General features: G+C 66.9%; 24 protein-coding genes. 11 read left to right on the plus strand and 13 right to left on the minus strand.

Annotated features, from left to right (window positions below):
• Positions 1 to 24 precede the first annotated feature (24 nt).
• The 4 genes from AT700_RS11410 to cysK form a co-directional block, all read right to left on the minus strand.
• Positions 25 to 888, minus strand: a complete 864-nt coding sequence (locus AT700_RS11410; protein WP_003119465.1) for a DMT family transporter — start codon at positions 886 to 888, stop codon at positions 25 to 27.
• A 419-nt stretch (positions 889 to 1,307) separates the two neighbouring features.
• On the minus strand, positions 1,308 to 2,399 hold the full coding sequence (locus tag AT700_RS11415) for a polyamine ABC transporter substrate-binding protein (RefSeq protein ID WP_023091218.1): 1,092 nt from the start codon (positions 2,397 to 2,399) through the stop codon (positions 1,308 to 1,310).
• A 198-nt stretch (positions 2,400 to 2,597) separates the two neighbouring features.
• Positions 2,598 to 3,212 carry a LysE family translocator gene (locus tag AT700_RS11420; protein WP_003090574.1) on the minus strand — a complete coding sequence of 205 codons (615 nt, stop codon included), beginning with the start codon at positions 3,210 to 3,212 and terminating at the stop codon, positions 2,598 to 2,600.
• Between the two features lie 58 nt (positions 3,213 to 3,270).
• Positions 3,271 to 4,245: a cysteine synthase A gene (gene cysK / locus AT700_RS11425; RefSeq protein WP_003090573.1), complete on the minus strand. Its 975-nt coding sequence runs from the start codon at positions 4,243 to 4,245 to the stop codon at positions 3,271 to 3,273.
• 120 nt (positions 4,246 to 4,365) lie between these two features.
• Between cysK and AT700_RS11430 the strand changes: the two genes are divergently transcribed.
• The 5 genes from AT700_RS11430 (at position 4,366) to AT700_RS11450 (ending at position 9,282) form a co-directional block, all read left to right on the plus strand.
• Positions 4,366 to 5,451, plus strand: a complete 1,086-nt coding sequence (locus tag AT700_RS11430) for a DUF748 domain-containing protein (protein ID WP_003090572.1) — start codon at positions 4,366 to 4,368, stop codon at positions 5,449 to 5,451.
• A 162-nt stretch (positions 5,452 to 5,613) separates the two neighbouring features.
• A complete protein-coding gene (locus AT700_RS11435; protein ID WP_003090571.1) occupies positions 5,614 to 6,459 on the plus strand; it encodes an AAA family ATPase in 846 nt (281 codons plus the stop codon).
• 64 nt (positions 6,460 to 6,523) lie between these two features.
• Positions 6,524 to 6,919, plus strand: a complete 396-nt coding sequence (locus tag AT700_RS11440) for a GFA family protein (RefSeq protein WP_003131045.1) — start codon at positions 6,524 to 6,526, stop codon at positions 6,917 to 6,919.
• A gap of 48 nt (positions 6,920 to 6,967) precedes the next feature.
• Positions 6,968 to 8,149, plus strand: coding sequence for a vWA domain-containing protein (locus tag AT700_RS11445; protein WP_003090569.1), 1,182 nt, complete (start codon positions 6,968 to 6,970; stop codon positions 8,147 to 8,149).
• Between the two features lie 113 nt (positions 8,150 to 8,262).
• On the plus strand, positions 8,263 to 9,282 hold the full coding sequence (locus tag AT700_RS11450; protein WP_003101519.1) for an AraC family transcriptional regulator: 1,020 nt from the start codon (positions 8,263 to 8,265) through the stop codon (positions 9,280 to 9,282).
• An 8-nt stretch (positions 9,283 to 9,290) separates the two neighbouring features.
• Here the strand turns inward: AT700_RS11450 and AT700_RS30540 are convergent, their stop codons facing one another.
• The 6 genes from AT700_RS30540 to AT700_RS11475 all read right to left on the minus strand — a co-directional run bounded on the left by AT700_RS30540 (position 9,291) and on the right by AT700_RS11475 (position 15,227).
• The gene (locus AT700_RS30540) at positions 9,291 to 9,419 is read right to left on the minus strand and encodes a DUF6434 domain-containing protein (protein ID WP_220542119.1); all 129 of its coding nucleotides are present in this window, start codon (positions 9,417 to 9,419) and stop codon (positions 9,291 to 9,293) included.
• A 155-nt stretch (positions 9,420 to 9,574) separates the two neighbouring features.
• Positions 9,575 to 9,808 carry a type IV secretion system immunity protein Tsi2 gene (tsi2, locus tag AT700_RS11455; RefSeq protein ID WP_003114383.1) on the minus strand — a complete coding sequence of 78 codons (234 nt, stop codon included), beginning with the start codon at positions 9,806 to 9,808 and terminating at the stop codon, positions 9,575 to 9,577.
• Between the two features lie 9 nt (positions 9,809 to 9,817).
• A complete protein-coding gene (gene tse2, locus AT700_RS11460; protein WP_003119469.1) occupies positions 9,818 to 10,294 on the minus strand; it encodes a type VI secretion system effector Tse2 in 477 nt (158 codons plus the stop codon).
• 146 nt (positions 10,295 to 10,440) lie between these two features.
• On the minus strand, positions 10,441 to 12,030 hold the full coding sequence (locus AT700_RS11465) for an MFS transporter (protein ID WP_048521065.1): 1,590 nt from the start codon (positions 12,028 to 12,030) through the stop codon (positions 10,441 to 10,443).
• Positions 12,031 to 12,032: 2 nt separating this feature from the next.
• A complete protein-coding gene (locus AT700_RS11470) occupies positions 12,033 to 13,340 on the minus strand; it encodes an OprD family porin (protein ID WP_003114381.1) in 1,308 nt (435 codons plus the stop codon).
• A gap of 48 nt (positions 13,341 to 13,388) precedes the next feature.
• The gene (locus AT700_RS11475) at positions 13,389 to 15,227 is read right to left on the minus strand and encodes an amidohydrolase (protein WP_003101513.1); all 1,839 of its coding nucleotides are present in this window, start codon (positions 15,225 to 15,227) and stop codon (positions 13,389 to 13,391) included.
• A 607-nt stretch (positions 15,228 to 15,834) separates the two neighbouring features.
• On the opposite strand from AT700_RS11475, the gene AT700_RS11480 reads away from it, so the two are divergent.
• From AT700_RS11480 to AT700_RS11500, 5 genes are all read left to right on the plus strand, one after another.
• Entirely contained in the window at positions 15,835 to 16,515 is a 681-nt protein-coding gene (locus AT700_RS11480; RefSeq protein ID WP_003090561.1) for a hydrolase, read from the plus strand.
• 56 nt (positions 16,516 to 16,571) lie between these two features.
• Positions 16,572 to 16,853: a XapX domain-containing protein gene (locus tag AT700_RS11485; protein WP_003101509.1), complete on the plus strand. Its 282-nt coding sequence runs from the start codon at positions 16,572 to 16,574 to the stop codon at positions 16,851 to 16,853.
• Between the two features lie 169 nt (positions 16,854 to 17,022).
• Positions 17,023 to 17,916: a helix-turn-helix domain-containing protein gene (locus tag AT700_RS11490; protein WP_003119473.1), complete on the plus strand. Its 894-nt coding sequence runs from the start codon at positions 17,023 to 17,025 to the stop codon at positions 17,914 to 17,916.
• Positions 17,917 to 18,029: 113 nt separating this feature from the next.
• Positions 18,030 to 19,133: a DUF1615 domain-containing protein gene (locus AT700_RS11495; RefSeq protein ID WP_016263402.1), complete on the plus strand. Its 1,104-nt coding sequence runs from the start codon at positions 18,030 to 18,032 to the stop codon at positions 19,131 to 19,133.
• Between the two features lie 80 nt (positions 19,134 to 19,213).
• On the plus strand, positions 19,214 to 19,540 hold the full coding sequence (locus AT700_RS11500) for a thioredoxin family protein (protein ID WP_009313971.1): 327 nt from the start codon (positions 19,214 to 19,216) through the stop codon (positions 19,538 to 19,540).
• Between the two features lie 27 nt (positions 19,541 to 19,567).
• On the opposite strand, the gene AT700_RS11505 is transcribed toward AT700_RS11500, so the two are convergent.
• Both AT700_RS11505 and AT700_RS11510 read right to left on the minus strand, forming a co-directional pair.
• Positions 19,568 to 20,068 carry an acyl-CoA thioesterase gene (locus AT700_RS11505; RefSeq protein WP_003090555.1) on the minus strand — a complete coding sequence of 167 codons (501 nt, stop codon included), beginning with the start codon at positions 20,066 to 20,068 and terminating at the stop codon, positions 19,568 to 19,570.
• A 170-nt stretch (positions 20,069 to 20,238) separates the two neighbouring features.
• Positions 20,239 to 20,763, minus strand: a complete 525-nt coding sequence (locus tag AT700_RS11510; protein ID WP_003090553.1) for an RrF2 family transcriptional regulator — start codon at positions 20,761 to 20,763, stop codon at positions 20,239 to 20,241.
• 268 nt (positions 20,764 to 21,031) lie between these two features.
• Here AT700_RS11510 and AT700_RS11515 point away from each other — a divergent pair, with 268 nt between their 5' ends.
• Positions 21,032 to 22,237, plus strand: coding sequence for an NAD(P)/FAD-dependent oxidoreductase (locus tag AT700_RS11515; protein WP_003122579.1), 1,206 nt, complete (start codon positions 21,032 to 21,034; stop codon positions 22,235 to 22,237).
• 158 nt (positions 22,238 to 22,395) lie between these two features.
• On the opposite strand, the gene pfeE is transcribed toward AT700_RS11515, so the two are convergent.
• The gene (gene pfeE, locus AT700_RS11520; RefSeq protein WP_003090549.1) at positions 22,396 to 23,310 is read right to left on the minus strand and encodes a ferric enterobactin esterase PfeE; all 915 of its coding nucleotides are present in this window, start codon (positions 23,308 to 23,310) and stop codon (positions 22,396 to 22,398) included.
• Between the last annotated feature and the right edge of the window lie 6 nt (positions 23,311 to 23,316).

Here is a 23,316-nt window from a genome sequence, read left to right on the forward strand (position 1 = left end):
CGGGCCGCGACCCGCTCGGTTCGCTCAGCCGGCCTTGCGGAAGACGAACATCAGCCCCACCACGATCAGCCCCATGCCCAGCAGGCTGAGCCAGCCGAGGCGGTTGCCGAAGACCATGAAGTCCATGATCGCGGTCACCGCCGGCACCAGGTAGAACAGGCTGGTGACGTTGACCAGGTTGCCCTGGGCGATCAGCCGGTAGAGCAGCAGGGTCGCGCCCACCGAGACCACGACGCCCATCCATAGCGCGGGGACCAGGAAGCCGGCGTTCCATTCGAACTCGAACGGCTGGAAGGGCACGAACGCCAGGCACAGGCCGAGGCCGGCGAGGTACTGCAGGGGCAGGGTGCCCAGCGGGTTCTCGCGGATGCCCTTCTGCATGATCGAGCCGCCGGTGACGCCGGCCAGCGCCAGCAGTGCGCAGAGGATGCCGGCCGTGGACATCCCGGCCAGGCCGATGCCCTGGTAGACCACCAGCACCAGGCCGGCCAGGCCCAGCAGCAGGCCGAACAGGCGCGCCGGCGACTGCCGGCGTTCGAGGATGACGGCGGTGAGGATCGGTTGCACGCCGAGGATGGTCGCCATCATGCCGGGAGTGACCTGCAGCTTCAGCGAGAAGATATAGAAGATCGGATAGATCCCCAGCATCACCAGGCCGGTGAGCAGGGCCTTGCCGCGCTCACGCGCGCTGCGCGGCGCGCGCAGCCTGAGCAGCGGGGCGAGCGGCAGCAGGCAGGCCAGGGCGATGCCGAAGCGGAACACCAGGAAGGCGAACGGCGAGGAGTGCGCCAGGCCCCATTTCGAGGCGATGGCCCCGCTGCTCCAGAGCAGGACGAAGAGGCTGGTGCTGGCCAGGCCGGCTAGCGCGGATTTGTTCAGTGCAAACATGGATCTGCCACCTTGTAGTCGGGCATGCCGCGGGCTCGGGCCGGCGGCGGACGGCACGCCTCGGCAGCGGATGGCGCTGCTTGCGGCGGGCTGTGGAAGAGAGTTGGGGCGCTACCGCGCTCGTCAGGGACTGACGCCCGGCGGCGGGCAGGCGGCCGAACCGGGAGGGGGAGGCGGAGGCGAGGCGACTACAGGAGGGGAAACGCAGCCCAGGCTGGCGCACGGCTGGAGCGCGCCGACCTCGCCGGTGGCTACCGGAAGGGCGGGGAGCGAGCTGTGCGAGCGCTGGTTCATGGAGGCTATCCGGTCGATGAAGACAACGAGAGGGACTATAGCGGGCCGTCCGGGATTTGACGAGCCTGTGGGCGAGCCTTGCGCTAAAACGCCAGCCCGGCGACAAACCGGGCCGGCGCCGGGCTTCACTTGCCGGTCTTCACCGTGTTCCAGGTGCGCGTGCGCACGCGGTCGATCTTCTGCGGCATGGATTCCAGGGCGAACAGCTTGGCCATCTTCTCCTGCGGCGGGTAGATCGCCGGGTCGGTCTTGATCTCGGCGTCCACCAGCGGGTCGGCGGCCAGGTTGCCGTTGGCGTAGTGCACATGGTTGCTGATCGCGGCCATCACCTCGGGACGCAGCAGGTAGTTCATGAAGGCGTAGCCGGCCTTCTCGTCGGGCGCATCGACCGGCATCGAGACCATGTCGAACCACAGCGGCGAGCCTTCCTTCGGCGTCGAGTAGCGCACTTCCACGCCGTTGTTGGCCTCCTTGGCGCGGGTCGCGGCCTGCAGGATGTCGCCGGAGAAACCGACCACCATGCAGATCTCGCCGTTGGCCAGGTCGCTGACGTACTTCGAGGAGTGGAAGTAGCGGATGTACGGGCGCACCTTCAGCAACGCCGCCTGGGCCTGCTTGTAGTCGTCGGCCTTCTGGCTGTGGTGTGGCAGGCCGAGGTAGTTGAGGGTGATGGGCAGCAGCTCGGGGCCGTTGTCCAGCACCGCCACCCCGCACTTGCTCAGTTTCTGCATGTATTCGGGCTTGAAGAAGATATCCCAGGAGTCCAGCGGCGCGTCGTCGCCGAGCACCGCCTTGATCTTCGCCGGGTTGTAGCCGATGCCGGTGGTGCCCCAGAGGTAGGGGAAGCCGTACTGGTTGCCCGGATCGTTGACCTCCAGGGCCTTGAGCAGCACCGGGTTGAGGTTCTTCCAGTTGGGCAACTGGGACTTGTCCAGCTTCTTCAGGGCGCCGGCCTGGATCTGCTTGGCCATGAAGTGGTTCGACGGGAATACCACGTCGTAGCCGGATTGGCCGGTCATCAGCTTGCCGTCGAGGGTCTCGTTGCTGTCGTAGACGTCGTAGGTGGCCTGGATGCCGGTTTCCTTGGCGAAGTTCGCCACGGTTTCGGGAGCGATGTATTCGGACCAGTTGTAGATCTTCAGGTTGTCCGCGGCGAGGGTTGCGCCGCTGCCGCAAGCGAGGGCGAGGAGGGTGAGGGAAGCGATGCGGGTCTTCATTGTTGTAGGTGTCCTGTCGGCTGACGACAGCGTCGGCGACGGACTGGTTCGCCGCCGGCGCTCAGGGGGCGCCGGCAACGCTGGCCGGCACCCGGGTTTTATCCCGCGTTGCCGGAAGCGAGGAAAGGGGCGGCTTTTACCTGCGGGCCCGCAGACAGGCGCCGGCACCGCAGCGGGGCGTCGCTCCGCCCGCCTGCCTCAACTCAGGGCGACCTTGACCCCGAGGGCGATCAGCAGGCCGCCGAGCAGCTTGTCCACCACCCCCTGGGCCCTGGCCAGGCCGCGGCGCACCACCGCGCTCTGGATCAGCACCACCAGCAGCGGCCACCAGAGTGCGGCGAGGCCGACGATGATGCCGGCGTACCAGAGCTTCTCGGCGAAGCTGGAGTCCAGGCTCAGCACCTGGGTGAACACGGCGAGGAAGAACAGCGTGGCCTTGGGGTTGAGCAGGTTGCACAGGTAGCCCTGGAGGAACGCGCTCCAGTGGCCGACGCGCTGCACGCCGCCGACCGCCAGGTCGAGCGTGCCGCCGCCGCGCGAGCGCAGGGCCTGGATGCCGATCCAGATCAGGTAGACCGCGCCGGTGTACTTCAGCGCGTTGAACAGCCACGGCGTGGTGGTGATCAGCACCGCCAGGCCGGCGACGCAGTAGGCCATGTGGGTGGCCACGCCGAGGATCACCCCCAGCGAGGTCATCATCGCCGCCGAGCGCTGGTAGCGCGCCGCGTTGCGGATGATCAGGAAGAAGTCCGGGCCGGGCGAGAGCATGCCCAGGGTGGCGAGGGTGGCTACGAAGAGCGAGGTTTCCAGCATGATTCGATACGCCTGGCGCAAGGCGGCGCCGGTTCGCTGCGGCGCCGCGGGTCGGTGGTTACTGGGTCAGTTCCTGTTCGCTGAACAGGCCGTCGAAGAGCATGCTCGAAAGATAGCGCTCGCCGGAATCGGGGAGGATCACCACGATGGTCTTGCCCTGCATGTTCGGCTCCTCGGCCAGGCGCACCGCGGCGGCCATCGCCGCGCCGGAGGAGATGCCGCAGAGGATGCCTTCTTCCTGCATCAGGCGCAGCGCCATGTTCTTCGCTTCGTCGTCGCCGATCTTCTCGACCCGGTCGACCAGCGACAGGTCGAGGTTCTTCGGCACGAAGCCGGCGCCGATGCCCTGGATCTTGTGCGGGGCGGGCTTGACCTCCTCGCCGGCGAGGGTCTGGCTGATCACCGGCGAGGTCACCGGCTCCACCGCCACGGCGAGGATCGGCTTGCCCCGGGTGTTCTTGATGTAGCGCGAGACGCCGGTGAGGGTGCCGCCGGTGCCGACCCCGGAAACCAGCACGTCCACCGCGCCCTCGGTATCGTTCCAGATCTCCGGGCCGGTGGTCTTCTCATGGATCGCCGGGTTGGCCGGGTTGTCGAACTGCTGCGGCATGAAGTACTTCCCGGGATCCCCCGCGACCAGTTCCTCGGCCTTCTGGATCGCACCCTTCATGCCCTTCGCCGGTTCGGTCAGGACCAGCTCCGCGCCCAGCGCCTTGAGCACCTTGCGTCGCTCCAGGCTCATCGACGCCGGCATGGTCAGGATCAGTTTGTAGCCGCGTGCGGCGGCGACGAAGGCGAGGCCGATGCCGGTGTTGCCGGAGGTCGGCTCGACCAGGGTCATGCCGGACTTCAGTCTGCCGCTGGCTTCGGCATCCCAGATCATGTTCGCGCCGATCCGGCACTTCACCGAATAGCCGGGGTTGCGCCCTTCGATCTTGGCCAGGATGGTGACGCCGCGCGGGGCGATGCGGTTGATCTGGACCAGCGGCGTGTTGCCGATGGACTGCGCGTTGTCTGCGAAGATGCGGCTCATGATGGTGTCCTTGTCGCATGGAGAAAGATCAATCAGCCTATTCCGCCCCCGCCCGCGCGTCCAGACGCGTTCGAACCAGCGGCGCGCCGCGCGTGTCCACTGTCCAGGAGGGCCGTACCGATGAAGAAACGCTATGCCATTCCCCTGGGCAGCCTGGCGGCGCTGCTTCTGTTGTTGCTGGCGCTGCACCTGGCGCTGCCGTACCTGGTGCGCGACTACCTGAACGGCAAGCTGGCCGACATGGGCGACTACCGTGGGCACATCGCCGACGTCGACCTGGCGCTCTGGCGCGGCGCGTATCGGATCGACGGGCTGAGCATCGTCAAGGACAACGGCAAGGTGCCGGTGCCGTTCCTCGACGCGCCGAGCATCGACCTGTCGGTGAGCTGGCAGGCGCTCTGGGATGATCACGCAGTAGTGGCGCGGGTGGTCTTCGAGCGTCCGCAGCTCAACTTCGTCGATGCCGGCGGCGACCGCGACGCCTCGCAGACCGGTGCCGGCACCGACTGGCGCGAGCAACTGGACAAGCTGCTGCCGATCACCCTCAACGAGGTGCGGGTGGTGGACGGCACCCTGCGTTTCCGCAACTTCACTTCGAAGCCGCCGGTGAACCTGCACGCCTCGGCGCTCAACGCCAGCATCTATAACCTGACCAACGTGGCCGACGCCCGGGGCGAGCGGCCGGCGCGTCTCGAAGGCACGGCGCGGATACTCGGCCAGGCGCCGCTGGAAGTGGCGGCGCATTTCGACCCGCTGAGCGACTTCGAGGACTTCGACCTGCGCCTGCGGGTCACCCGCGTCGAGCTGAAGCGGCTCAACGACTTCGCCAGCGCCTATGGCAAGTTCGACTTCAATGCCGGCACCGGCGACCTGGTGCTGGAGGCCCAGGCTAAGCGCGGTCAGCTGGATGGCTACATCAAGCCGCTGCTGCGCGACGTGGACGTATTCAACTGGCGGCAGGACGTGGAGGATGGCGACAAGAACCTGTTCCGCTCGGTGTGGGAGGCGCTGGTCGGCGGTGGCGAGACGGTGCTGAAGAACCAGCGCAAAGACCAGTTCGCAACCCGTGTGAGCCTGAGCGGTAATATCCACCAGCGGGACGTCAGCGCGTTCCAGGCGTTCCTCGGGATTCTCCGCAACGCGTTCGTCGAGGCGTTCAACGCTCGTTTCGAGCGTTCCCCGGCGACGCGCGACGACGACGGCTGAAGACGCGGGCGGAACGGCGGGTCGCGAGGTGGCCGGGCATTCAGTGACTGAATGACCCGTCTGCGTTCACAGTGCGCTTGTCCCCGCGTTATAGTCGGGTTTTCAAACAATACTGAACTGCCCGGTTTTCCAGCCAGGGCGTTACCGTTCGAGGATTTCCTGATGAAGTTCGAAGGCACCCAGTCCTACGTCGCCACCGACGACCTCAAGCTCGCGGTCAACGCCGCCATCACCCTGCAGCGGCCGCTGCTGGTGAAGGGCGAACCGGGCACCGGCAAGACCATGCTCGCCGAGCAGCTGGCCGAGTCCTTCGGCGCCAAGCTGATCACCTGGCACATCAAGTCCACCACCAAGGCCCACCAGGGCCTCTACGAGTACGATGCGGTAAGCCGCCTGCGCGATTCGCAACTGGGCGTGGACAAGGTCCACGACGTGCGCAACTACATCAAGAAGGGCAAGCTCTGGGAGGCCTTCGAGGCCGAGGAGCGGGTGATCCTGCTGATCGACGAGATCGACAAGGCCGACATCGAGTTCCCCAACGACCTGTTGCAGGAACTCGACAAGATGGAGTTCTACGTCTACGAGACCAACGAAACCATCAAGGCGAAGCAGCGCCCGATCATCATCATCACCTCGAACAACGAGAAGGAACTGCCCGACGCCTTCCTGCGCCGCTGCTTCTTCCACTACATCGCCTTCCCCGACCGCGAGACGTTGCAGAAAATCGTCGACGTGCACTACCCGAACATCAAGCAGTCGCTGGTCAGCGAGGCGCTGGACATCTTCTTCGACGTGCGCAAGGTGCCCGGCCTGAAAAAGAAACCTTCGACTTCCGAGCTGGTCGACTGGCTGAAGTTGCTGATGGCCGACGAGATCGGCGAAGCGGTGCTGCGCGAACGCGATCCGACCAAGGCGATCCCGCCGCTGGCCGGCGCCCTGGTGAAGAACGAGCAGGACGTGCAGCTTCTCGAGCGCCTGGCGTTCATGAGCCGCCGCGCCAGCCGCTGAGTGCGTCGGCCCTTTCCGGGGAAAGGGCCGCGGGGCGGCACGCCAGACAGCGGAGGAACATCCCATGCTCAGCGGAAGTTGCCTGTGCGGCGCGGTACGTTACGAGATCGACGCGCCCATCGAATCGGCCAGCCATTGTCATTGCAGCCAGTGCCGCAAGGCCCACGGCGCGGCGTTCGCCACCTACGGCAAGGTGCGTCGCGAGGCGTTCCGCTATGTCGCCGGGGCGGACGCGGTGGCCGAATACCACTCGTCGCCAGGCGTCACCCGTACCTTTTGCCGCCACTGCGGATCGAACCTGCAGTGGCTCGGCGGCAACGAGGACCCGACGTACACCTCGATCGCCCTCGGCACCCTCGACTCGCCGCTGCCGTCGGTAGCGCAGCGCCACATCTACGTGGGTTCGAAAGCCGACTGGTACGTCATCGCCGACGACTTGCCGCAGGAACACCAATACTGACCGGCGCCCGCGCGCCGGGATCAACGGACAACAGACGAGGTCGCAGCCATGCTGCTCAACCTGTTCAACGAAATGCGCGCAGCCAAGGTGCCGGTGTCGGTGCGCGAGCTGCTCGACCTGATCGATGCCCTGAAGCACCGCGTGGTGTTCGCCGACATGGACGAGTTCTACTACCTGGCGCGCACCATCATGGTCAAGGACGAGCGCCACTTCGACAAGTTCGACCGGGCCTTCGGCGCCTACTTCAAGGGCCTGGAGAAGCTCGACGACCACCTCAAGGCGCTGATCCCCGAGGAATGGCTGCGCAAGGAATTCGAGCGCCTGCTGACCGACGAGGAAAAGGCGCAGATCCAGTCCCTCGGCGGCCTGGACAAGCTGATCGAAGAGTTCAAGAAACGCCTCGAGGAACAGAAGGAGCGCCATGCCGGCGGTAACAAGTGGATCGGTACCGGCGGTACCAGTCCGTTCGGCTCCGGCGGCTTCAACCCGGAGGGCGTCCGCGTCGGCGACGCCGGCAAGCGCCAGGGCAAGGCGGCCAAGGTCTGGGACCAGCGCGAATACAAGAACCTCGACGACCAGGTCGAACTGGGTACGCGCAACATCAAGATCGCCCTGCGGCGCCTGCGCAAGTTCGCCCGTGAGGGCGCGGCGGAGGAGCTGGACATCGACGGCACCATCGACCACACCGCGAAGGACGCCGGGCTGCTCAACATCCAGATGCGCCCGGAGCGGCGCAACACGGTGAAGCTGTTGCTGCTGCTGGACATCGGCGGCTCGATGGACGCCCACGTCAAGGTCTGCGAGGAGCTGTTCTCGGCCTGCAAGACCGAGTTCAAGCACCTGGAGTATTTCTACTTCCACAACTTCATCTACGAGTCGGTGTGGAAGAACAACCTGCGCCGCAGCAGCGAACGCACCGCCACCTTCGACCTGCTGCACAAGTACGGTCCGGACTACAAGGTGGTGTTCGTCGGCGACGCGGCGATGGCGCCCTACGAAATCACCCAGGCCGGCGGCAGCGTCGAGCACTGGAACGAGGAAGCCGGTTACGTCTGGATGCAGCGCTTCATGGAGAAGTACAAGAAGCTCATCTGGATCAACCCCTATCCGAAGGACACCTGGAACTACACGGCGTCCACCGGCCTGGTCCGCGAACTGGTCAAGGAACAGATGTATCCGTTGACCCTGAGCGGCCTGGAGGAGGGCATGCGCTTCCTCTCGCGCGGTTGAGCCAACTGCCTGCGGGACCGGCGACAGGCGCGGCGGCACGCAACTTGCCTACCCTGTGTATCCCGTCCGCGCGGTAACAGCGCGGCGCGGCCACCGGTAACGATGGGCACGCCATGATCGACTCGACCTTCTCCCGCGCCACCTGGCTCAACTCGCTGCACATGTCGACCCTCACTCTCTCGCTGCTGGAGAAGGAAGGGTTCGCCCGCGAGCAACTGCTCGAAGGCAGTGGCATCACCCCCGCCGACCTGCTCGACCTGCGGCGCCTGATCAGCCCCTGGCAGGAGCAGCAGGTGTTCGCCAACGCCTGCCGGCTCAGCGACGAGCCGGCCCTCGGCCTGCGCCTGGGACTGCGCACGCGGATTTCCGCCTACGGCCTGCTCGGCTACGCGCTGCTCTCCGCGCCGACCCTCGGCGAGGCGCTGCGCATCGGCCTCAGCTATCCGGTCTTGCTCGGCACCTACTTCCACCTGTCGCTGGAAGTCGCCGACGGCCGCGCCTGGCTGGTGGCCACCGGCTACGGCGAGGACGAGGCGCTGCGGCCATTCAACACCGAGCTTTGCCTGGGCTCGCTGAAGGTCACCTGCGCCGACCTGCTCGGCCAGCCGCTGCCCTTGCTGGAAGCGGCCTTCGACTATGCCGGCGACGAGGCGATGGCGCGGGCCTACGCCGAGGGTTTCGCCTGCGAGTTGCACTTCGAACGCGAGCGCAGCGCCATCGGCTTCGCCGCCGAATGGCTGGAGCGCCCGTTGCCGCTGGCCGACCCGGTGACCCACCGGGAGATGCTGGAACAGTGCCGGCGGCAGAACATCGACCTGGCCGCGCGTCGTGCCTGGCTGGACAAGGTCCGGGCGATCCTCGCCGAGCGCTTGCAGGACCCGCCCGGCCTGGAGGAACTGGCCAGGCGCCTGAACTGTTCGTCGCGCAGCCTGCGCCGGCACCTTCAGCAGCAGCGCACCAGCTACCAGCAATTGCTCGACGAGTTGCGCTTCGCCCGCGCCAAGGAGTTGTTGCAGAGCGGCGACATGCCGATCTACCGGATCGCCGAGGAACTCGGCTTCAGCGAGACCGCCAGCCTGCGCCATGCCTTCCAGCGCTGGAGCGGCCAGCCGCCGAGCCATTTCCGCGCCTGAGCGCTCGCTCAGGCGGAGGGGCTGGTGTCGGCGTGGCGCCGTCGCCGTTCGTCCGCCACCTCGCCCAGGGATTTTGCCGCGCCGTCGCCAATCCAGGCCATGAAGGCACGATCGAAGCGGAAGTCGGCGCCGCACAGCCCGACGAGGAAGCGCCGTACGTCCTGGGCGTTGCGCTAGTCGCGGCACACTGCGGTGTCGCGGGTGATGGTGTCGCCGTGCCAGCCGAAGACCATCTGTCGTTTCTCTGCGCGCGCTGGAGCGGGCAGGCCAACGATGGCCTGCCCACGGGCCGTCAGGATGCCGGCTCTTCGATCAGCCGGTCATAGGGCGGCAGGCCGCTGTATTGGCCCAGGGCTTGCTCGTAGGCGTTCTTCAGGTCGTCGGCGGCGAGGTCGTAGCCGACCAGCAACTGTTCGAGTTCAGCGGCGTTCTGCGGGTCGTCGTTCTGCAACTGCGCGTCGAGTTCGCGGGTGCGCGCGGCGACGCACTGGATCGCCACCATCAGGGTCTGGGGTTTCAGGTTCATGGTTCACTCCTAGAGCCCGCGGGCTTTTTCCCATTGGCGGCGGATGGCGTTGCGCACGAAGTTGTCCAGTTGGCCCATGAGGACCTCCCGGTACATCGGCTTGGCCGGCATGATGGTGTAGTGGGTGGCTTGCAGGCGCTTGTTGTAGCTGTCCTGCTTCACCTTAAGGTCCGGCGGGATGTCGGTGCCGTCGGGTATCACGAAGTCGCCGTCGGCGCGGCGCAGCACGCCGGCGCGGTCGAACACCGAGGTGCCGCCGGTGTCCGGGGCGTAGAGGCCGTCGCGGCCGGCGACGATGTCCGGCGCGCGGGCGGGGACGCCAGGGGTGTTGGGGCTGTCGAAGGTCGGATGCAGCAGCGGGGCGACTTCCGCAGCCTCGGCGAGTTCCTTGTCGGGACGCAGGTAGCGACCGACGTCGCCGTCGTAGTTGGCCTTGAATACCGCCCGGTAGAGGGTGAGGCTGGTTTTCTCGTAGTCGTAGGACATGCGTGGACTTCCCTGTGGGTTGCGTTCGCGGCGCCGCGGGTGCGCGGCATCGCTACCGGCCACCGTCCTTGTGGCGCCATCGGCGAGCAGGATAACAGCCGTGGGCGGATCCGCCAGGGGCAGGCGACGACCGTCGCCCGGGAGGCTCAAGGCCTGGCCGCGCCGTGCAGGTAATGGCGGATGCGCACCTCCACGCCGGCGCTCTGGAAGCGCCGGGCGGCGGCCTCGACCCGCAACTCGCCGCGGGTCACCCGCTGGTGGTGGCGCAGGTGCTCCAGCCAGGATTCGTCGATGAAGAACTCCAGCCACAGGCGACGGTTGCCGCTGTCCTGGACCAGCCCCCAGGACACCGCGCCGTTGCGCCGACGCATGGCGCGCACCTCGACCATCGCCGCCTGGAATGCCGCGGCGTCCTGTGGGTCGATGTCGTACTCGAGGGTGACCATCACCGGGCCGCGTTCCTGGTCCACCTCTTCGTCGACAAGTGGTGCCGGCCAGTGCAGCGACGGCGCGAGGTCCTCGGCCTCGGTGACCGGCAGCCGGCAGCGCAGCGACGCGAACAGGCCGAGCAGCAGCGCGGCGCTGGCGCAGAGCAGGGCGAAGGTGATCGACAGGTGGCTGGCGACCAGACCCCACAGGGCGCCGCCGGCGGCCATGCTGCCGAAGAACACCAGGATGTAGACCGCCAGCGCGCGGGCGCGGACCCAGGCCGGCACGGAGGTCTGCGCGGCGACCTGCAGGCTGGAGAGCACGGCGATCCATGCCGCGCCGCTGAGCAGCATCACCGGCACCAGCAAATAGAGGTTGCGCAGCAGCGCCAGGGCCACCAGCACCAGTGCGTAGAGCACGCTGGAGAGCAGCACCAGGCGGTCGCTGCCGAGGCGTTCGCGCAGGCGCGGCAGGAACGCGGCGCCGAGCACCGCGCCGACGCCGACGCTGCCCAGCAGCAGGCCGAAGTCCATGGCGTTGCCATGCAGTTCGCCGCGCACGATCAGGGGCAGCAGCGACATGCCGGCGCTGGCGCCGAGGAAGAACGCCACCGCACGCACCAGCACCGATTGCAGTGGCCTCGAGCTGCGGCTGTAGCGCCAGCCGGCGCGCAGGGCGCCGAACAGGCGTTCCGCCGGCAGCACCGAGGGCACGGCCTCGCGTTTCCAGGCCAGCAGCACGGCGATCACCGCGAAGAAGGAGAGGGCGTTGAGGGCGAAGGTCAGCCAGGGGCCGACCAGGCTCACCAGCACCCCGGCGATGGCCGGTCCGACCGCCCGCGCCAGGTTGACCCCGACACTGGACAGCGCCACCGCCGCCGGCAGTTCGTCCTTGCCCACCAGTTCCGGAGTGGTGGCGCTCCAGGCCGGCATCATCAGCGCGGTGCCGATGCCCATGCACAGGGTCAGGCCGAGCAGCAGCCAGACGCTGGTCAACTGGAGCAGGGTGAGGCCGGCCAGCAGGGTGGCCACCAAGGCCATCCACAATTGCGCGCCGAGCAGGTAGCGGCGCTTGTCGACGATATCGGCGAGGGCGCCGGCCGGCAGGGCCAGGAAGAACATCGGCAGCGATCCGGCGACCTGCACCAGGGCCACGTTCAGCGGGCTGGCGGAGAGCGAGGTCATCAGCCAGCCGGCGCCCACCTCATGCATCCAGGTGCCGATGTTCGAGGCGATGCTGGCCAGCCATAGCCAGCGGAAGGTGGCTTGGCGCAGGGGACTCCAGGGTGAGGCGGCGGGTGCGGTCATGGTCAGAGCGAGCCTTTGAGTGGGTATTCGACGATCAGGTAGAGGCGGTCGATGTCGTCGCCGGCCTGGGCCGCGTTGGCCCGGTGGCTGAGGTGCGAGACGTTCAGCGAGAGGTCCTTGAACGGGCCCGAGGCGAACAGGTAGCGCAGGTCGAGGTCGCGCTCCCAGTGCTTGCCGCCGCTGCCCTGCAAGGGCCGGTAGCGGCCATCGGCGCCCAGCGGGTTGTAGGCGCCGCCGGCCGGCGCATGGCTGCCGTCGATGGCGCGGCCGCTGACGTAACGCGCCATGAAGCTCAGCCCCGGCAGGCCGAACGGGGCCAGGTCGAGGTCGTAGCGGGCCTGCCAGGAGCGTTCGCCCGGACCGTTGAAATCGGCGTACTTGATCGAGTTGGCGAGGTAGATGGAGTCACCTCCGACGAAGTCGAACGGCGTATCCCCATGGACACGCTGGTAGGCCAGGGAGAAACCCTGCGCGCCGACGCGGTACTTCAGTTGCAGGCTGTAGGCCAGGGTGTCGATCGCGCCGGCCCGGCTGCGGCCCTGGTCGCGCGTGCGATAGAGGTTGCCATCCAGGCTGAACGCGGCACGTTGCAGGTTCATGTTGAGATAGACCTGGCGCCAGACGTTGTCCAGTTGCGCGGCGAACAGCGAGCCGCTCAGGTTGTCGCTGGCCGCCAGGCTGGCGCCGGCGAAGCCAATGGCGCTGCCGGCGGTGCTCGCGCCGTAGCCGTCGAAGTCGCCATGGCCGGAGCTGGAGGCCTGTTCCTTGAAGGCGGTGAAGCGCCCGGCCTGGATCCGCACGCGGTCGAGGTCGTCGCTCTGCAGGAAGAAGCCCCTGGCGTACTGGGGTTGCAGGCGCTTGTCGCTGGTATCGAAGACCGGGGTCTCGACGGTCATCTCGCCGACCTTGAGCAGGCTCTCGCCGAGCCGCAGCTTGAGTGCGGCGCCGGCGTCGGAATACTCGCTGGCGTTATCGCCGGATGAGTCCAGCGGCAACAGGCCGGTGCCGGCATGGCCACGTCCGCCGTCGAGCTTGAAGCCGGCGAAGCCGTGGAGATCGAGGCCGAAACCGACGCGGCCGGGAGTATAGGCCGACTCCAGGTCGACGATCAGGCCGTGTGCCCATTCCTTGCGGTAGCCGCGCCCGGCGTCCGCGCGGCGATAGTCGTTGTAGAGGAAGTAGTTGCGGTTGAGCAGGCGCCACTCCAGGTAGTCGGGTGCCTTGGCTTCCTCTGTCGCGGCGTGGCACGGCGAGGTGCCGCCCAGCGCCAGGAAAAGGGCCAGGCGGCCGACCGGTCGAACGCGGATCATCGGGAAAACTCCGGGCGAGGCGGGCCTCGAAGGGCCCGCCCGGGTACGTCAGAAAGCGAAGCAGGAACAGCCGAATGCGCCCCAGAAACCCTGGAAGTCGCTCACCGGTACGTTGGAGTGGCGCGCGCGGTTGTGCTCGTGGGCGTGTACCGCGCAGGCACCGACGCACTGGTGGACCTGGGCGGTCAGCGGCGCGCCTTGCCGCCAGTGGCCGGGTACCTTGGCCACCGGCGACCAGTCCGGCAGCACCGGCGGCGCCGGCGGACCGAGCTTGTCGAACTCGGCGGCGGCATAGACGACCTTGCCGTCGACCACCGTGAGCACCGACTCGATCCACTTGATGGCCTCTTCCTCGACGCCGAAGAAGTCCGCCGACAGCGCCGCCAGGTCGGCGAGCTGGCCAACCTTGATCTGTCCTTTCTTGCCCTGCTCGCTGGAGAACCAGGCGCTGCCGTGGGTGAACAGCTGCAACGCGGTTTCCCGCGGCAGGCCCTGCGGATACAGGGCCATGCCGCCGACGGTGCGGCCGCTGACCAGCCAGTACAGCGAGGTCCAGGGGTTGTAGCTGGAGACCCGGGTGGCGTCGGTGCCGGCACCCACCGGCACGCCCTCGGCGAGCATGCGCTGGATCGGCGGCGTGGCCTCGGCGGCCTTGGCACCGTAGCGGTCGACGAAGTACTCGCCCTGGAAGGCCATGCGGTCCTGGATCGCGATGCCGCCGCCGAGTGCCCGCACCCGCTCGATGTTGCGCGGGGTGATGGTCTCGGCGTGGTCGAAGAACCAGGGCAGGCCGTTGAACGGAATGTCGCGGTCGACCTTCTCGAACACGTCGAGCATCCGCGAGATCGATTCGTCGTAGGTGGCGTGCAGGCGGAACGGCCAGCGCTGCTCCACCAGGTGGCGGACCACAGGCTCCAGCTCCTGCTCCATGGTCTGCGGCAGGTCCGGGCGCGGTTCGAGGAAGTCCTCGAAGTCGGCGGCGGAGAACACCAGCATCTCGCCGGCGCCGTTATGGCGGAAGAAATCGCTGCCCTGGCCGTACTTGACGCTGCCGGTCCAGTTCTTGAAGTCGGCGAGTTCTTCCTTCGGTTTCTGCGTGAACAGGTTGTAGGCGATGCGTACGGTGAGCTGGCCCTGGTCGGCCAGTTCGCGAATCACCTGGTAGTCGTCCGGGTAGTTCTGGAAGCCGCCGCCGGCGTCGATCGCGCTGGTCAGGCCGAGGCGGTTGAGTTCGCGCATGAACTGGCGGGTGGAGTTGACCTGGTATTCCAGCGGCAGCTTCGGTCCCTTGGCCAGGGTGGCGTAGAGAATCATCGCGTTGGGCCGGGCGATCAGCATGCCGGTGGGTTCGCCGCTGCTGTCGCGGACGATCTCGCCGCCGGGCGGGTTGGGCGTGTCCTTGGTGTAGCCGACCACGCGCAGGGCGGCGCGGTTGAGCAGGGCGCGATCGTACAGGTGGAGGACGAACACCGGGGTGTCCGGCGCGGCCTTGTTCAATTCCTCCAGGGTCGGCATGCGCTTCTCGGCGAACTGGAACTCGTTCCAGCCGCCGACCACCCGCACCCACTGGGGGCTGGGCGTGCGTTCGGCCTGGTTCTTGAGCATGCGCAAGGCGTCGGCCAGGGAGGGCACGCCTTCCCAGCGCAGCTCCAGGTTGTAGTTGAGGCCACCGCGGATCAGGTGCAGGTGCGAGTCGTTGAGACCGGGGATCACGGTGCGCTTCTGCAGGTCGATCACCTGGGTGGCGCTGCCGCGATGGAGCATCGCCTCGGCGTCGTTGCCGACGGCAAGGAACTTGCCGTCCTTGATCGCCACGGCGGTGGCGGTGGGGTTGTCGCGGTCCACGGTGTGGAAACGGCCGTTGTGCAGGATCAGGTCGGCGGTCATGGAACCTCCTGGGTTGCTTGCGGGAGAAAGGCTGGCGGCGTTGGCGAAGGGCAGGGCGGACCACAGGACTCCGGCGGCGCCCAGCACCGAACTGGTAGTGAGGAAATGGCGGCGGTCCTTGCTCGGCGGATCGTGGCTCATGGCGTGCTCCTGGCAGCGGGGCGGAATCGGTCAGCGAGGGCGGCGGCGAGAGAGGCCACCGGACAGGATAGGTGCGGCGGAAAACGTACGGGACGAAAGAGCGGTTTTCCCGAATGACGCATCCTCCTGCAAGCGCAACTTGCTGGTGGTCGATAGCAAGTAAGGCGCGAGACATGTCCTGAACTTCATGGGGGCTTTTTCTTATAGGGCGGACTGTCGATTCTGCTAGCTGGTAATCCTTCTTTTATTGTCTCTGTGTGCGCTTTTTGTATGGATGTGTCGAATATTTTGAATATCGCCGTTCAAATTTATCCAGGGCCGAAGTTCAGTGATTTATTTTCTCGAAAAGTTTGTTTTTTCCAATATTCATGCTTCATAGTCTGGCCGGCCACGGGAAATTATCTGTTGGCCCGCGTGCTGTTGTGCGCAACAGCTGGAATTCATCGTTCGTTGTCAGGAAACAATCATGAGCCACTATCTCGAAGTTCTAACTCCGCAGAACAGCCAGATCATCTTCATCGACCAGCAGCCACAGATGGCATTCGGTGTACAGTCCATCGATCGCCAGACGCTGAAGAACAACGTAGTGGGCCTGGCCAAGGCGGCGAAGGTATTCGACATCCCGGTCACCATCACCACGGTGGAAACCGACAGCTTCTCCGGCCCAACCTATCCGGAGCTGCTGGCGGTGTTCCCCGAGCAGAAGATCCTCGAACGCACCTCGATGAACTCCTGGGACGACCAGAACGTGCGCGACTCGCTGGCCGCCGCGGGCCGCAAGAAGGTCGTGGTCGCCGGGCTGTGGACCGAGGTCTGCAACACCACCTTCGCCCTCTGCGCCATGCTCGAGGGCGGCTACGAGATCTACATGGTGGCCGATGCCTCGGGCGGCACCTCCAGCGACGCCCACAAGTACGCCATGGACCGCATGGTCCAGGCCGGCGTGGTACCGGTGACCTGGCAGCAGGTCCTGCTGGAGTGGCAGCGCGACTGGGCCCGCCGGGATACCTACGACGCCGTGATGGCCATCGCCAAGGAGCATTCCGGGGCCTACGGCATGGGCGTGGACTACGCCTACACCATGGTGCACAAGGCGCCCGAGCGGGTGACCCACGGCGAACGCATCGGCCCGAATCCGGCCAAGTGAATGCCGGCCGTGCCGCTCCGGTCCGCCGGGCGGCACGGCCGCGAAGGAGAACGAAGATGAAGCTCTACGTATTGTCGCTGGGCGCCGGACTGTTGGTGGGGATCGTCTACAGCCTGCTGCAGGTGCGTTCGCCGGCTCCGCCGCTGGTGGCGCTGGTGGGGTTGCTCGGCATCCTGCTCGGCGAGCAGGTCATCCCGGTCGGCAAGCAATTGCTCGGCGGTTGCGCGTTCGCCTCGGCCTGCGACAAGGCGGGTTCGGTCGGCCATGTGCTGGGGCAACTACCGGGTCGGCATCGCCTCGACCAGGCCGCTGGCCCGTCGGAAAAGGAAAAGGGTTGAGCGTTATATCATCGAGTAACAGCGCAGTAATCTGGTAGTTATCTTCGTCGGTTAGATTTCCCCGGAACGGCTCCCTCGGATTAATCTCTGGGGGAGCTTTCGTGCGTCGTTTTTCGCGTCGAGAGAAAAGTGTCACGAGATCATCAGGCGCATGGAATCAGGGGGAGTCATGACTGTTGCCATAGACAGAACAAAGGGCGACCAATCCACGCCAGGGAACATCATAAGGGGAGAAGGGTACGCCTTGATTCGCAATAGTGAGGCGACTCCCGATCCGGACAAGGTGATCCATATTCCTTGTGCCGATTCGTTTTCCGTCATCGTGCAGTTGCGCGATTTCAATTCCCATCGTCTCTGGAATGGAAACAAACTGGTTTTCGATGGCGGACATCCACGGAAAAGTATCTCCATCGCCTATCTTGGCGATGAAATAAAGTGCCAGCACCGGACAACTTACGACAATGTCCGCTTCATGTTGCCGCGCGCTTCGATAAAGGAGTTTCTCTACGAAGAAGGGCAACGCGCGTCCGCCGAGCCGGAGCGGATCATCGGTGTCGACGATCCGGTGGTCTATCACCTGGCGCTGGCGCTGCTGCCCAGCTTCGCCAGGGCGGGCGAGCGCAACGAACTGTTCATCGAGCAGGTCATGCTGGCGCTGTTGACCCACGTTCAGGATCGCTTCGCTTCGACCCAGGTCCCGGTCTGCACCGGCAAGGGCCTGGCGCCCTGGCAATTGCGCAGGGCCAAGGAGCTGATCGCCGGGCATCTGGCCGAGGGCGTGTCGGTGGCGCGCCTGGCCGAGGAGTGCGGGCTCTCGCGCAGCTATTTCACCAAGGCCTTCAAGTGCAGCACCGGTGTTTCGCCCCACGAATGGCTGATGCGCATGCGCGTCGACCGGGCCAAGGAGCTGATGCTGGGCAGCGACGAACCGCTTTCGCAGATCGGCGTCGCCTGCGGCTTTTCCGACCAGCCGCATTTCTCGCGGATCTTTCTCCGGCTGGCCGGCGCCTCGCCCTCGACCTGGCGTCGGGTCAAGCGGCAGCGCACCGACGCAGCGCTGTGAACCGCGACCGTGCGTGACGGACGGTACGGAAGCCGCCGGATGCTCGGCTAGAATGCCCTGGCTTCGGCGGTCGCCATCGGCCGCCCACTTCGCAACGGAACAGGGAATCGCAGATGAAAGCAGTACGCCAGGGTCGCGGCGTAACGGGGTTGCTCATGCTCCTGGCGCTGGCCGGGTGCAGTTCGCGGTCGGCGGAGCCGCCGCCGCCCAACCCCGACGAAGTACGGGCGAAGATCGTCCGCCTGATGCCGGCCACGGTGCGCGATCGCCAAGGGTGGGCCAGCGATATCTACGCGGCCTTTTCCGCCCAGCAGATCTACCCCAGCGACGAGAATCTCTGTGCGGTGCTGGCGGTGACCGAGCAGGAGTCCACCTACCAGGTCGACCCGCCGGTGGCCGGCCTGGGCAGGATCGCCACCCGCGAGGTCGAGCGTCGTGCCGACAAGCTGCACGTGCCGGCGTTCCTGGTCAGCTCGGCGCTGAATATCAAGTCGCCCGATGGCCGCACCTACAGCCAGCGCCTGGCCGCGGCGCGCACGGAGAAGGAACTGAGCGAGACATTCGACGATTTCATCGCCATCGTGCCCATGGGCGGCAAGCTGTTCGGCGGCTTCAACCCGGTACACACCGGCGGGCCGATGCAGGTCAGCATCGCTTTCGCCGAGCAGCACGCGGACGGCTATCCCTATCCGCTGGACGGCAGCATCCGCCGCGAGGTGTTCAGCCGGCGCGGCGGCATGTATTTCGGTATCGCCCACCTGCTTGGCTATCCGGCGGACTACCCGGCGCCGCTGTACCGCTTCGCCGACTTCAACGCCGGCTGGTATGCCAGTCGCAACGCCGCGTTCCAGAGCGCGGTGAGTCGCGTCTCGGGGATTCCGCTGGCGCTGGATGGCGATCTGATCCGCTACGGCACGCGCACGCCGGGCTCCACCGAACTGGCCGTGCGCAGCCTCGGCAAGCGCCTGGACATGAGCGACGCGGCGATCCGCCGGGCGCTGGAGCAGGGCGACAGCCCGGAGTTCGCCGACAGCGCGCTGTACCGCAAGGTCTTCGCCCTGGCTGAAAGCGCCACCGGCAAGACATTGCCCCGCGCCGTGCTGCCGGGGATCACCCTGGAGAGCCCGAAGATCACCCGCAAGCTGACCACCGCCTGGTTCGCCAAGCGCGTCGACGAACGCTACCAGCGCTGCATGGCGCGCGTGCGGAAACGCTGAGTCCATCGTCGCGCGGGTCGAACCTGGCGCCGCCGCGGGAGTCTGCCGTCCTGTCAGCCAAGCTCATGGAGAAGCAGCGTATGAAGACCCGATACAGCGCCGAGGCACCGGCGCGCGACGAACTGGACCGGCTCGCCGGTCCGACGCTGGTGGAGTTCGGTACCGACTGGTGCGGCCATTGCCAGGCCGCCCAGCCGCTGCTGGCGGAAGTATTCGACGACTATCCGGAGGTCGGCCACCTGAAGGTCGAGGACGGTCCCGGGCGCCGCCTGGGGCGCTCGTTCCAGGTCAAGCTGTGGCCGACCTTCGTCTTTCTTCGCGACGGCCGGGAGGTGGCGCGGGTGGTCCGCCCCGGCAGCGCCAGCGTGCTGGAAGAAGCGTTCGAGAGCCTGGTCGGCGAGGGCTGAGGACCCGGCCCGCGGGCCGGGCGGCGTTCAGGCCGGCATCGCGTGATCCACCTGTTCGCGGATCTCCTGGTAGCGCAGTTCCATCAGCTTGCGCTGCTCGCGCCGGGCCAGGGCCTGGGCGTAGCGGCGTTTCTCGATCGCGGTCTCCGGTTCCAGCGGACGCACCGCCACCGGCCGGCGCTGGTCGTCCATCGCCACCATGGTGAAGAAGCAACTGTTGGTATGGCGCACGGTGCGCTCGTGGATGTTCTCGGTCATCACCTTCACCCCGACCTCCATCGAAGTGCGCCCGGTGTAGTTCACCGAGGCGAGGAAGGTCACCAGTTCGCCGACATGGATCGGCTCGCGGAAGATCACCTGATCCACCGACAGGGTCACCACGTAGCGTCCGGCGTAGCGCTTGGCGCAGGCAAAGGCCACTTCGTCGAGGAGCTTGAGCAGCGCGCCGCCGTGGACGTTGCCGGAGAAGTTCGCCTTGTCGGGGGTCATGAGCACGCTCATGGTCAGTTGGTAGCTGCCAGGTTCCATCGTTCACCTATCACGCAAGTTGGTCACGGGCCATTGCAGTGGGCCGGCGGCCGCTCTGCGGCGGCCTCTGGCGATAGGGTAGGGAGAAACGCCGGCGCGATTAGCACCGCAGTCGACAATGGTGTTTTCCGCGAAACGGGCTTGCGGCGCCGCTCCGTATGCGCCAAGGGCTAGTCGCGGGAGCCGCCGCGTCCTTCCCGGCTGGCATCCATCCAGCGCAGCACTTCTTCGCCGAACTCCGGTGGCGCGATACGCCCCACCCGGCGTACCAGGTCGAGGATGGTCTGCTGGGCCAGCGCTTCTTCCATGCGCTTCTGCGCGGTGAGCATCACCGCGTGGATCGAGCAGGTGTTGCGGGTCGCCCAGGAAGGCGGGTTGCCTTCGAAAATCGCGCAGCGCTCGCGGACCTCGCGGCATTCGAAGATCGATTTGTCGCCGTCGATGGCGCGGACCACGTCGAGCACGCTGATTTCGTTGGCCGGCCGTGCCAGGCGGAAGCCACCGCGCACGCCTTCGGTGGCAGCCACCAGGCCGGCCTTGGCCAGGCGGGTGAAGACCTTGGCCAGCAGTTCCGGCGGCACGCCCTGCAACTCGGCGAGGGTACGTACGCTGGACTCGCGGCTGTCGCCTTTCTCGTCGGCGAGGAACAACAGGCAGTGGATGCCGTATTCGACGCCGGCGCTATAGAGAGCCATCACTAACTCCGACAGAAATATTCGCAATATTCTGCGCGGTTTTCAGGTCGCTCACAAGGACAGGTCGTTCGCTGTCTTCCGCCTCGAAGCGCTCTATCTCCGATCCTTTTCGTATGTTTTCGACGTCTTCTCCTCTCTTTCACGGCGAGGGGCGATTGCCTGTCGGAACGCTTTTCGGGGATTGATCTTCGTAACTACGACAAATATAGTCGTAGTTACGGAGAGGCTTTTCTCCGGATATCCCGTCCTTTCCCTCCAGGAGCCCCCAATGAAACAACGTATCCTGATCGTCGGTGCCGGATTCGCCGGCATGTGGAGCGCGCTGAGCGCAGTGCGCCAGCTCGACCGCCAGGGCCGCGACGACGTCGAGGTCGCGGTGCTCGCGCCGCAGCCCGAGCTGCGCATCCGCCCGCGTTTCTACGAGCCTGACGTGCAGCGCATGGCGGCGCCGCTGGGCGAATTGTTCGCCGCGGTCGGCGTGCGTTTCGTGCAGGGCAGCGCGCAGCGCATCGACGTGGCCGGCAAGTGGGTGGAGTACCGCGATGCCGAGGGCACGCTGGCGCAACTGGACTACGACCGCCTGGTGCTGGCGGCCGGCAGCGGCGTGTGGCGTCCGGCGAGTGTCGTCGGCATCGACGCTGCCTTCGATGTCGACCAGTTGGAAGACGCCCTGCGCCTGGAGGCACACCTGCATGCCCTGCGCGACTTGCCGGATTCACCGGCACGCAACACCGTGGTGGTCGCCGGCGGCGGCTTCACCGGCATCGAGACCGCCACCGAGATGCCGGCGCGCCTGCGGGCGATCCTCGGCGAGAAAGCGGCGCTGCGAGTGATCGTGGTCGACCGCGGCGCCGCCATCGGCGCATCGATGGGCGCGGACCTGAGCGGCTTGATCGCCGAGGCCTCGGCGGAACTGGGCGTGGAGTGGTGCCTGGGGCGTTCGGTGGCGGCGGTGGATGCCGAGGGCGTGACGCTCGACGACGGCCAGCGGATCGAGGCGAAGACCGTGGTCTGGACCGTGGGCGTGCGGGCCAGCACCCTGACCGGGCAGATTCCGGGCGAGCGCGATGCCCAGGGTCGCCTGCATGTCGACCGCAACCTCAAGGTGCTCGGTCTCGACGATGTCTACGCCACCGGCGACGTGGCCCGCGCGGCTACCGACGACCTCGGCAACCATGCCCTGATGACCTGCCAGCACGCCATCGCCCTGGGTCGCTCGGCCGGCAATAACGTGGCCGCCGACCTGCTCGGCGTCGAGCCGATTCCCTACAGCCAGGTGAAATACGTGACCTGTCTCGATCTCGGCGGCTGGGGCGCGGTGTTCACCGAGGGCTGGGACCGCCAGGTACGGTTCGTGCGCGAGGAGGGCAAGAAGATCAAGACCGAGATCAATGGCGTGTGGATCTACCCGCCGGCGGCGGACCGCGCCGTGGCGCTGGCGGCGGCCGACCCGCTGATTCCGGTGGTAGCGTAGGGCGATTTTCCCTCACCCCAACCCTCTCCCGCAGGCGGGAGAGGATGCCGTGCAGCGTAGAGGGATGCAGCGGCGCGCGGATGCCTGGCTTCCGGTAGGGCGAATAACCGCGAAGCGGTTATCCGCCGTTGCCTCGGTTCTCTTGGGAGCGTGCGTCTTCAGCGCTGGCGTTCCACCGCCGGACGGGCGAGCAGAAGGCGCAACGAGGCCCCCAGCGTTTCGCCATGACCCAGGCCGTCGAGCGGCTGGAAGTCCAGCGTGAGCCCGGCAACCCGGCGCAGGTCATCTACCAGCCGCGCCATCGCCTGGCCCGGCTCGGCTTTCAGCGAGCCGCGCGGGCTGGCCGGTTCGGCGCTGCCGCGCCAGAGCAGGAGTTCCGCGCGCTTTCCGCGCAGGCGCTGTTCGAGCCCCGCTCGTTCGCCGAGGATCGCCCCGTCGCGCCACCACAGCGACGGGCTGGCCGCGGCGTAGCGGGCGAACTCGCCGGGACGGGTGAACAGTGCGTGGAGCACCAGCAAGCCGCCATAGGAGTGTCCCCAGAGGGTTTGTCGCGCAGTGTCCAGGGGCGCCTGCGCCGCCACGGCCGGGCGCATGCCGTCGCGCAGCAGGTCGAGGAAGGCGTCGGCGCCACCGCTGGGCAGGCCGTTGAGCGGGTCGCGCTGATCGGCCTGGCCGGGACTCGCGGGGGTGTAGTCGAAGGTACGCCCGGCGCGGTCGATGCGCAGCGGCGTGCGGTAGCCGATGGCGACCAGCAGCGGTGCGTCGCCGTCGGCCAGGCGTCTCAGGGTTGACTCGTCGAGGGCGCCGACGGCGGCGTTGCCGTCGAGCATCCAGACCACCGGGTAGCCGGCGGCGGGCGGTGCCTGCAGCGGTCGGCCGAGCCACAGCCGGTAATGCCGCTGGCCATCGACGGAATCCAGGTCCACGGCGCTGAAGCGATAGGGCAGGTCCTGGCGTTGCAGCAGGCTGCGGTCCATGGTCGCCTCGGGGTCCGGTTGCGCCAGCGGCGCGCCGCCGGGCAGGGCCGCCGCCAGGGCGAGGCCCAGGGCGGCGACGAGCAGGGAGGTTCTCATCAGGCT

Source organism: Pseudomonas aeruginosa (assembly GCF_001457615.1).
Lineage (GTDB): Bacteria > Pseudomonadota > Gammaproteobacteria > Pseudomonadales > Pseudomonadaceae > Pseudomonas > Pseudomonas aeruginosa.